Source organism: Sphaerotilus sp., from assembly GCF_041083715.1.
In the GTDB taxonomy this organism is placed as follows: domain Bacteria; phylum Pseudomonadota; class Gammaproteobacteria; order Burkholderiales; family Burkholderiaceae_C; genus Sphaerotilus.
This window is the reverse complement of the sequence record NZ_JBFPGY010000157.1, coordinates 1-10,199: the sequence shown is the minus strand read 5'-3', so window position 1 is coordinate 10,199 and position 10,199 is coordinate 1. Positions and strand designations below refer to the sequence as shown.

7 protein-coding genes are annotated in these 10,199 nt (G+C 65.9%); 5 read left to right on the top strand and 2 right to left on the bottom strand.

Annotated elements, in window-relative coordinates:
• The 5 genes from AB3X43_RS07225 to AB3X43_RS07205 form a co-directional block, all read left to right on the top strand.
• On the top strand, positions 1–1,403 hold a 1,403-nt coding region (locus tag AB3X43_RS07225; RefSeq protein ID WP_369429184.1), incomplete at its 5' end, for a hypothetical protein.
• 15 nt (positions 1,404–1,418) lie between these two features.
• Positions 1,419–1,751, top strand: coding sequence for a DUF3467 domain-containing protein (locus AB3X43_RS07220; RefSeq protein WP_369429183.1), 333 nt, complete (start codon positions 1,419–1,421; stop codon positions 1,749–1,751).
• Positions 1,752–1,771: 20 nt separating this feature from the next.
• Entirely contained in the window at positions 1,772–3,346 is a 1,575-nt protein-coding gene (locus AB3X43_RS07215) for a TolC family protein (protein ID WP_369429182.1), read from the top strand.
• A complete protein-coding gene (locus tag AB3X43_RS07210) occupies positions 3,343–4,206 on the top strand; it encodes an efflux RND transporter periplasmic adaptor subunit (RefSeq protein ID WP_369429181.1) in 864 nt (287 codons plus the stop codon). Before AB3X43_RS07215 ends, AB3X43_RS07210 begins: the two co-directional genes overlap by 4 nt.
• A 46-nt stretch (positions 4,207–4,252) precedes the next feature.
• On the top strand, positions 4,253–6,391 hold the full coding sequence (locus AB3X43_RS07205) for a hypothetical protein (RefSeq protein WP_369429180.1): 2,139 nt from the start codon (positions 4,253–4,255) through the stop codon (positions 6,389–6,391).
• An 18-nt stretch (positions 6,392–6,409) separates the two neighbouring features.
• Here the strand turns inward: AB3X43_RS07205 and AB3X43_RS07200 are convergent, their stop codons facing one another.
• Together AB3X43_RS07200 and AB3X43_RS07195 are read right to left on the bottom strand one after the other, a co-directional pair.
• The gene (locus AB3X43_RS07200) at positions 6,410–8,242 is read right to left on the bottom strand and encodes an efflux RND transporter periplasmic adaptor subunit (protein ID WP_369429179.1); all 1,833 of its coding nucleotides are present in this window, start codon (positions 8,240–8,242) and stop codon (positions 6,410–6,412) included.
• A 2-nt stretch (positions 8,243–8,244) separates the two neighbouring features.
• The coding region (locus AB3X43_RS07195) for a preprotein translocase subunit SecA (protein WP_369429178.1) at positions 8,245–10,199 on the bottom strand (1,955 nt) is incomplete at its 5' end.

Below are 10,199 nucleotides of genomic sequence, written 5' to 3'. Positions count from 1 at the left end.
TCACCATGAACATCGGCACGGGTGATCTGTCGATGGCTGGCACCAGCACGGTGATGGCCAGCGGCAGCACGGCGATCACGGTCGGCCAAGGCGACCTCGCGCTCAGCGGCACGACGCTGCTGAACAGTGGTGGCAACTTCACCGCGAACGTCGGCACGGGCGACCTGTCGATGGCCGGGAGCAGCACGGTGGTTGCCGGGAACAACCTCCTGTTGACGATCGGTACCGGACAGGTTGACCTGAATGGCCAAACTACCCTGGCCGCCGGAACGAACCTCGATCTGCAGGTGGACCAGGGCAATGTGAACCTGCGGGACGATGCCACGCTTTCAGCGCACGACACCGTCCGCCTCGATATCGCCCGGCAAGGTGGCCTGGTGATGGCCGATGCCCGGACCCTGGTCGATGCCGGCCGGGCGGTGGTCATCCGCACGGTCGACAGCATCCTGCTTGATCTGATCCGTGCCGGGGACAGCGTGAGCCTGACTTCTGTGCAGGGAGCCATCCTCGACAACACGCAGACCGAGCAGAACCTGATCGTCACCAGCGAGCTGAATCTGTCAGCGGCCCATGGCATCGGACTGCCCTGGAAAGACAATCTCAATGTCGATGTCCAGGTGGTCAATGCCCTGAACACGGTCGATCAAGGCATCAACCTGCAGAACCGCAAGGCCTTGGCCGTGGGGGACCAGGGCGTCAGCAATCTCGGTACCGGCGATGTCGTGCTGACCGCCGGGGGGGCCATCACCCAGCATGGTCTGCGCTACCAGCGCCATGCGGGTGGCGCGGGTCTGATCAGCAATCTGCCGGGCCAGAGGATCTATGTCATCAGCAATCTGTCAGGTGTCGATCTGGATGCGCAATGGGGCAACCTCACCCCACAGCTGACCTCGCGCGTCACGACCCATCCGCGTCCGTTCGATCTGCGTTCTGCCTTGAGCAGCCGCAGCATTCCCGATACCGAAGTCCTCGGTGACTCCGCCTTGCTGCGACTGCGGGAAGCACAGGACAGTGATCAAGGTGGGCTGTTGAGCCGTCCGATTCAGATCGCCTCGCAGGCTCGATTGCTGGGTTCGGGCCAGATTCTCCCGGCATTGGGCCTGACGGGTGTGGCCTGGCCTGATGTGCTTCCGTCCGATTTGCCCGTTTGGCAGAACGACACGTCGGACCGTGGCCCGAAGGATGGAGATGACATGGCTGTTCCGACACCTTCTTCTCCGGACGAGATGACCGAAGTTGATGGGTTGAATTGGTTGGTAAATGAGGGCTCCAATACAAAGATGAAAAATTCGAGCACTTCTACCATTGACCCGTCCACTGACGACTTTGACACTCCATTGGTCGCCCACGGCGTCCGTCTCTGCGACGAGCAGAAGACGACCGACCACCTTTATGAGTCTTGAGTGATGGAGTCCCAAATGCAGAAAAATGATGCACCCCTGAACACCGCCGCCACATCTCCCCTGGATGCGGTCAATCCTGCTGCTGACAAGGAAGACCGCAGCGTGCGCGTGCGCTTCGATGACCGCCAGATGGCTTCGAACTATGCCAATGTAGCCAACGTCGGCATGAGCAAGGACGAGGTCACGCTGCTGTTCGGTACCAACCAGACCTGGGGTGCAGTGGGTGACGAAATCGTCATCCAGTTGTCATCGCGCGTGATCATGACGCCGTCTGTGGCCAAGAACCTGGCCGAGACGCTGCAACGCGTGCTGGGCGAGTACGAGACCAAGATCAGCAAGATCCATTGAACTGACACGCATCTGCCACCATGAAGAAGATCTGTCTGGCCCTGTGTGGGTCTTTGGGCTGGACCGGTCTGGTGTCCGCCCAGGTGATGCCGCCACCACCGGCTGAATCACCCGTTCCGCCAGCAGCCTTGGCCGCACCACAGCCGCAACGCGTGTCGTTGAAGGATTTCGTGGCCAGGCTCACCAGCTCGGACGAGTCGCTGCGGGTCCAGCGACTGGAGCAGGCCATTGGCGATGCCGGCCTGCGCGGGGCAGAAGCCGTCTTCGAGCCGTTTGCCTTCACATCCCTGGAGCGCGAGAGCATGCATGTGCTCAACAGCGCGGCCGATGCCAAACAGCGCGGGGTCAATCCTGGCGATGTCTACGATTCACAGGAAAACCGGTTCAAGGCTGGCGTGATGGTCAAGGTCGACAGTGGCGCCGATCTGGAGTTCTCGTACAACGCCAGCGTGATCAAGAACTCGCTGCAGGCGCTGGCCAATGCCCCGTCACCCGAGAACAAGGGTTACCTGGGGCTGAAGGTCACCCAGCCCCTCATGCGGGGCTACGGCGGCGAGGTCAACCGCCTGGGCATCCGCATTGCCGATGCGGATCGGCGTGTGGCTGGCGAGACGGTGCGCCAGCTCACAGCCCAGCGGGTCATGGAATCGATCAATCAATACCTGCTCGTGCAGCGGGCCGAAGAGCGAGTGCGCTTGCGCATACAGGCACGCCAAGTCGCCACGGTGGTGGACAAGGAGATCTCGCTCCAGCATGCCGGTGGCCTGCGCTCGGCCGCCGAGCTGACCGAAGCGCATGCGTCACTGGCGCTCAAGAACGCGCAATTGGCGCAGGCGCAGCAGGATCTGGAAGAGCAGATCAATGCGCTGCAGGTTTTTCTGTCGGCCCGCGACAGGACTTCGGGCGAAACATTGCAACGTTCGCTGGTATTGCCCGAGCCCGTGCAGGCTGCACTCACACCCGCCGAAGAGGAACAGGCCCAGCCCCGTCAAGGGTTGAATGCCGTGCTGGTGCTCCGGCCTGAAGCGCGCATCAGCACCCTGCGGGTTGAGCGCGAAGCACGCAAGGTCGATTTCGCCGTTGACCAGGCCCGACCCGAGTTGAACATGACCCTGCGTTACGGCAAGGAGGACCTGTCCTCGGCGAACCGTGCGCTGCCTGCCTACTTGGGTGGTCAGGTGCCCTACAACAGCTGGATGGTCGGGCTGACCCTCAAGGTCGGCCTGTTCGGTGACCAGAAGAAGAGCAGCGATTACGACGTGGCCATCCATCGCCGCAGTCAAGCCCAGCTGGCCGCCAGCGCGATACAGCAACGCATCGCCAATGAGCTTCATGCCAGCCAGACTGTGTTCGACAAGGCGCACCAGCAAATGGAGCGTCAACGCGAGATTGTCCAGGCCCAGCGCTCGCTGCTGAAGATCGAGGAACAACTGGTGCGCGAAGGGCGCCGCTCGGCCATTGATGTTGCCCGCAAGCAGCAGGAGTTGCTCACGGCGGAAGAAACGCTCGTCGATGTGCAGACCCAGGCCACCCGCGCCAGCTACTTGGTGGCGCAGACCAGCGGCAGTCTGTTGTCGCAGCTGGATCTGGAATGACCACCGTGCGCTTCATGCCTGTGCCTGTGGACATCGCCATTGGCGTGCTGGCCATTGTGCTGTGTGTCGGTGTTCTGCCAGCGCGGGCCGATCCTGGCGCACCGGCTGTCCCGGCTGCGTCCAGCAGCGTGCGGGGGGTGACCCGTTGCGCGGCCGATCTCGGTCTGGGCTTGGCGCTCGCTGGCCGCGTGGCCGAAATGCGTGTGCGTGAAGGTCAGATCGTGCACGCTGGTGACGTGCTGCTGCGGCTTGATCAGCGGGCCGAGGAACTCGACGTCGAACGTCGCCATGTCCAGTGGCAGGGCACGGCGGAAATGACCATCGCCCAGGCTCGCCACGAAACGGCCCTGGCCCAGGTGCAAGCGGCACGGCGCATCTACCAGCAGTCGCAAGGCATCAGCCGTGAGGAACTCGACAACCGTGAGCTGGTCTATGCCAATGCGGTTGCCGAGATTCAGCGCGTCAAGACGGCCAAGGAGATGGAGCGGCTGGACTACCTGACCGCGAAGGAAAATCTCGACCGCCGTACGCTGCGTGCGCCCAAGGCCGGCATCGTCACGCGCTTGATCAAGTCGTCCGGCGAGAGCGTGCAGGCCCATGAGCCGGCCCTGCGCTTGTGCGATTTGAGCAGCATCCAGGCCGTCATCAACGTGCCTGCCCAAGCCAGCGAACAGCTGCGTGAAGGGGCCTCGGTCAGCCTGAAGGTCGGTCAGCCGCCGATGTCGACGCAAGGTCGGCTGACCTTTGTTTCCCCGGTGATCGATTCGGCCAGCGGCCTGCGCGAGGTCAAGATCGACCTGATTCGCCAGGGTGCGGATGTGCGCCCGGGCGCGCCTGTCAGTCTCGAGCTTCCGCGCTAAGGTGGCCGCGTCGATGCGGAGAACCTTTTCAGACCATTGGTACCGCGTGGCCGCGTTGCACCTGGGGTTGCGCCCGGGTCTGTCGATCCGGTTGCACCACTATCGGGGCGAACCTTGGTATGTGCTGCGCGAGCGGGCGCACAACGGTCTCTTTCGAGTCAATCCGGCAACCTACCGGTTCCTCTGCCGCCTGCAGGTGGGGGCGTCCCTGGACGAGATCTGGCGGGCGGCGGTGAACGATGATCCTGAAAACACGCCGGGCCAGGACGAGGTGTTCGACCTTGTCACTGGCCTGTACCGGGCCAATCTGATCCAGGTGGCCGGGGACGTGGACGAAGCCTGGCTGGCCGAGCGCTTCGAAGCCAGGCAGCGCAAGCCGCTGCTGGCCCGCCTGTCCGAGCTGCTGTTCATGCGCATCCCGCTGTGGGATCCCGATCCGTGGCTCAACCGCCATCGGGGCCTCATCGACTGGGTGCTGAGCCTGCCGATGCTGCTGATGGCCCTGGGGCTGGTGATCTGGGCCGGTGTGGAGCTGGCCCTGGCCGGCCCGCGCGCCTGGACGCAGGCCGAGCACATCCTGCAGACGGACAACCTGCTGGGGCTGTACGCGGCCACGCTGGTCTCGCACATGCTCCACGAGCTGGCACATGCATCGACCTGCAAGCGCTTCGGCGCCGAGGTCCGCACCATGGGCGTGATGCTGCTGATGCTCACGCCCATGCCCTATGTCGACCTGTCGGCGAGCTGGGCGCTGCGCAACCGCTGGCAGCGGGTGCTGGTCGGCGGGGCGGGCATGCTCGCCGATGTCGCAGTCGGTGCGGTCGCCACCCTGGTCTGGACGTGGTCGCCGCCGGGGATGGTCAATGAACTGGCCTACAACCTGATGTTCACGACCGTGGTCTATACGGTGGTGTTCAACATCAATCCACTGATGCGGTTCGATGGCTACTACATGCTGTCGGACGCCCTGGAAATCCCCAACCTTCACCAGCAGGCGCAGCAGCAGTTCATGCAGGCTTGGCGCATCCTCGTGCTGCGCACGCCGGCGGATGCCGACGCGGGTCCCGGTCTGCGCCGCCGCATCGGGTTGTGCCTGTTCTTTGTCGTGTCCAATGTGTACCGCCTGTCGGTGATGGCCGGCATCGTGCTGTTCGTGGCAGACCAGTACCTGGGTGTCGGTCTGGTGGTGGCGGTGGCTTTGCTGGTCATCAACTTCCTGGCACCGCTGCAGCGCATGTGCGTCACGCTGGCGCAGCCGCTGTTCCGCTTCCAGCAAAAGCAGTTGATGCGCCGCACCGCTCTGGTCCTGGGGGTGTCGCTGGGCGTTCTGGTGCTGGTGCCCATGCCTGACAGCCGGGTGCTGGACGGGGTGGTCGAGGCTCGCCTGAACAGCCACATCAACACCGACAGCGGGGGCCTGGTGCAGCAGGCCTCGGTTCCTTCGGGGCAGTGGGTACGGGCAGGGGAGTTGCTGGTGCAGCTGGTCAACCCGGAACTCGACAGCGAGCTGGTCACGGTCCGTGCCCAACTGCGCGAGGCCGGGGTCCAGGAGCAGCGGGCGCTGGCCGATGGCGGTGTCGACCTGGTGCCTGTCCGCGAGCGCTTGCGCACGCTGGGTGGTCTGGAGCGCGAACTGCTGCGCCAGCAGGCGGCGCTGACGGTCCGTGCCCCGCATGCAGGGGTCTGGGTGATGCCGGATGCCGCGCATCGGGTCGGCGGTTGGGTCGGTCGCGGAGCCGACCTGGGTGTGGTGGTGGACGACCGTGAACTCGTGTTCCTGGGTGTGCTGCGCCAGGAGGCCGCCCTGGCACTGACGACGCTGCAGCCCGGATCGGCCGGCGTGCGCATCGAGGGCGAGCGCGATCAGGTGCGCGAAGTGGCACGCCTGACCTTGCTGCCCCATTCCCAGAGCACCTTGCCGTCCACCGCCCTGACGCCGCTGGCCGGTGGCTCGGTGGCGGTGCTGCGGACCGAATCGGGGCCGACCCAGGCGGTCGAGCCGTTTTTCCTGCTGCGTGCCGAGTTGGTGGCGCAGCCTTCGCGACAAGAGATGCAGACCGCCAGTGTCGATCCCCTGCGCCATGGTCGAACCAGCTGGGTGCGCATCCAGCTGCCTGCACGGCCCTTGCTGGTCCAGGGCTGGGTGCGGCTCACCCAGTATCTGCAGCGCCGCTACCAAGTCTGAGTCGCCCGGCCCGGGCCGTCACCACCACAGGTTGAGCCGCAGGAAATCCATCAAGCGGTGGACGCCGATCCAGGCGAGGGGCCGCCACCCGAGATCGATCTTGGCCACCCCGGTCATTCCTGGCCGCCAAGCGGCGGGCACAGCCGGCAGCTCCAGCCGGACGGGGAAGGTGTTGTGCCCATCCTTGACCGATGCGGCCGGGATCAGGCGGGTCACCTGCATCGACACGGCCTCTCCCGGTGTGGCGATGAGCTTGACCCGGGCATCGGCGCCCAGTGCCACTTCGCTGATGTCGCGCTCGGGCGTCGAGGCCTCGACATGCAGGTTCTGCAGGGCGGCGATGCGCACCGTGGTCTCGCCACGCCGCACGGCACCTCCAAGGCTCTTGCCGGGTTCCCCCTCGATCACCACACCATGGATGGGCGAGCGGACCTGCGCCTGTGCCAGCCGGTACTCCACCTGCTGCAGCTTGGCCGTGGTCTGGGCGGCCTGGGCTTCTGCGATCTGCATCTCCGGCAGCTGGTTGGCGCTGCGGCGTTTTTCTTCTTCGCGGGTGTGTTGCGCCAGATCGGCGAGCAGGTTGGCGCGCTCCAGCACCAACTCGCGGGTGGCCAGCGTGAACAGCACATCGCCTGCCCGGACCTGTGTGCCCAGGCTGATCGGACTGGATTCGATGTAGCCATCGAACGGGGCACCGACAAAAGCCATCACATCGGCCTTGACGGTGGCGCCTGCATCGATGGCATATGGCAGCGGAACGAACAAGGCCGCCAAGGCTGCCGCACCCAGACCGGTGGCAAGCCGACGACCGGCCGGGGTCTGTGGTCGCAGCCACATCGGCAGGCTGTGCCCGATCTCCGCGCCCAGCCGCCGCGGCAGGGCCCGGGTACGTGCTTCCTGGCGCTGCAGCACCGGATGCACCAGATCGCAGATCAGACGCAATCCCCACTGCTCCGTCCCCGTGAACGCAGCCCCTTGGCGCTCCAGCGTCAGGGCACCCTGGCCATCGCCGTGTGCATCGTTGAGCGGCAGGGTGAGCAGATGGCCCGGCTGTTGCAGCCGGGCGTAGCGCGCATGGGCATGCACCACCTGCAGTCCCGTGTTCGGCCAGCGCAGCTCGCAGCGCTGGGAGAGCGCTTCCTGCTGTGCCTCCTCCAGCAGCACGGTGTGCTCGGTGCGGCGGTCGATCTTCTCCGCATGGCTGATCACCCGCAGGCGCAAGCCCTCGCGGGCACGCCAGGACAGAGACACCGTCTCGGCGCTGAACTGGGTGGCCAGGTCGTTGACCAGGGCCAGCACGGCCTGGTCAAAGTCAGGACAGTCGAGTACCCGACCTGTCAATTCCAGCGTTTGTGCCAGACGCTGGGCGTCGCGGTCGCTGGCGCCGAGCCGGCGCCGCGTCTCGTAGAGCATCGGCAGGGCGGGAAAGGTGGCCAGATAAGGGCGAAGATCGGCCTCGGGCACACTGTTCTGGCCCAGATGAACGACCAGGACCAGCTCACTGCGGCCTTCGTCCACCGTGAACGCCAGCAGCCCGAGCCGCCAGCGGCCGTTGGCGGCCAGACCGATGGCCAGTCCGGTCGATCTGGCCTGGCTCAGCAGCGCGGGCGGCACCGAAGTCTGGAGGGCCGGTAGCTTCTCGACCGCCACGGCCGGCCAGTGGGCCAGCAGCCGCCAATCCGCCGGACCGGCCTCGGCCGCCGTGTCACGCGCATAGAGCACGCACAGCTCGCCGCCCGCTCCATGGGCCGCAGCCTGGGTCAGCAGTGGCCAGAATGCGGTTGGTGGGCCGGTGAAGATCGCGGCGGCTTGCCACAGGGCATTCCGGGCCGAAGCAGAGTTGTCATCCATGTTCAAAGGCCTGTCTTGTCGACTTCCAGATCGTGCTTCAGCGTCTCGCGCCGCTGGCGGAAGGCTTGCAGTTCGGCACGGCGCTGGGTCAGCCACAGCACGAGGGCCGTGCCTGTACTGTCCAGCCAGGGCAGATGCCGGTGTTGCCACCGCCAGCACTGCAGCAGTCGCGGCGGGGTGAAGCGCCGCATCAGTTCGTCATCGAAGGCCAGGTGGCGCCTGACCGAACCAGGATCACCCTGGCGTGCACAGCGGCCGGCGAGTTGCCGGTCGATGCGCCGGAAATCGTTGCTCTCTCCGATGACCACATGCAGCCCTCCGGCGGCACGCACTCCCTCGTCCAGCCCGATGTCGGTGCCACGTCCGGCCATGTTGGTCGCGATGGTCACTGCTCCGGGGCGGCCCGCACGGGCGACGATGGCGCTTTCCTGTTCGTGGTTGACCGCGTGCAGCACCTCGACCTGCAGCGCCGGATGGCTGCGCTGGAGGTGCGCATGCAGCATCTGGCTGGAGCGCACGCTGCGCATGCCGATCAGCACCGGACGCCCTTCGGCATGGCAGCCCAGGGCCTCACGGACGATGGCGTCGAACTTGGCCTGTTCATCCACGCACAGCGCGTCGGACAGGAAGCGGCGCTGCAGCGGTCGGTGCGTGGGCACTGGCAGCGTGGCCAGTCCATAGGCCGCGGCAAACTCGCGGCGGGCTTCCTGGGCCGTGCCTGTCATGCCGCCCACATGGGAGAACAGACGAAAGAACCGCTGGAAACTCAGGCGCGCCGACACCTGCGATGGTGGGGAGATGGGCAGCGCCTCGCACGCCTCCAGAATCTGCTGCATGCCGAGCGAGAGCGTGCGCTGGCGGGCCAACCGCCCGGTGAGTTCGTCGATGAGCACCACCTTGCCGTCCTCGACCACATAGTGCAGATCGCGGACCAGGAACGACTGGGCGTGCAGCGCCATCTCGACCAGTTCACGGGCGCGTTCCGGATGGCGCCAGAACGGCGACATGCCCTGGGTGTGCAGCCGCAGGTGTTCTCGCCCCTTGTCGGTCAGCGCGCTGTGGCGCAGCAGGGCATTGACTGTGTAGTCCTCGTCTTTTTGCAGCTGCCTCGCCAAGGCCGCCGCTTCGCCAGCTGCCTGGGCGAGGAGATCGTCCTGGTGTGGCGACGAGATGATCAGCGGGGTCATGGCCTCGTCGATGAGCACGCTGTCGGCTTCATCCACAATCACCTGGGCCAGTCCGCGCAGCACGACTTCCTTGCCCATGGTGGCCACACCGCTGTGGCCAGCCCGTGCCTGCCCCAGGGAGAAGCGGGCACGCTGCGGAGTCTTGCCCAGGATGAGCTGGTCGCGCAGGAAGTCGGCCAGCAGCTCTTTGGCGGTGGTGTAGACCACGTCATGGCCGTAAGCCGCTGCCCGGCTCGACGGCGGCATGCCGTCGGTCACGCTGGTCACGGACAGTCGGCACAGCCCGAACAGGTGCCCGCCCAGTTCGGCATCGCGCTGGGCCAGGTAGTCGTTGGCGGTCACTACATGGCAGGGCAGCCCGCGCCATGCAGCAGCCACCGCGGCCATCGCCGCCGTCACCGTTTTCCCCTCGCCCGTGGCCATCTCGATCATGTGGCCTTCCAGCAAGCCCAGGGCGCCCATGACCTGCTCGACGTGTGGCGTGAACCCGTGAACCCGCTCGACCGCCACGGCAATGACGGCCAGGGACTGCTCGCGCAGTTGCCGGCCGGCCTGGTCATCGCGGGCCCCGTGCAGTCGGCAGGCCCGGGCCTGGGCCGCGATGCGCTCGTTCAGCGCCGCTTCGTCGAGACCCCTCAAGGGTCCGGCTTGTGCGCAGATCTGCCTTGCCCTGTTGCGCAGCCGGGTGGTGGGACGCAACAGCGCGTGCAGGTGCGCCACCATCTGGCGCCCGACCTGGTCGAGCCCATGGATCGGCGTTTCCCTGCGGT

Excerpts from the sequence above, each read along its gene's own strand:
- AB3X43_RS07220 (WP_369429183.1), top strand. The coding sequence starts at position 1,419 with ATGCAGAAAAATGATGCACCCCTGAACACCGCCGCCACATCTCCCCTG.
- AB3X43_RS07210 (WP_369429181.1), top strand. The coding sequence starts at position 3,343 with ATGACCACCGTGCGCTTCATGCCTGTGCCTGTGGACATCGCCATTGGC.
- AB3X43_RS07200 (WP_369429179.1), bottom strand. The coding sequence starts at position 8,242 with ATGGATGACAACTCTGCTTCGGCCCGGAATGCCCTGTGGCAAGCCGCC.
- AB3X43_RS07215 (WP_369429182.1), top strand. The coding sequence starts at position 1,772 with ATGAAGAAGATCTGTCTGGCCCTGTGTGGGTCTTTGGGCTGGACCGGT.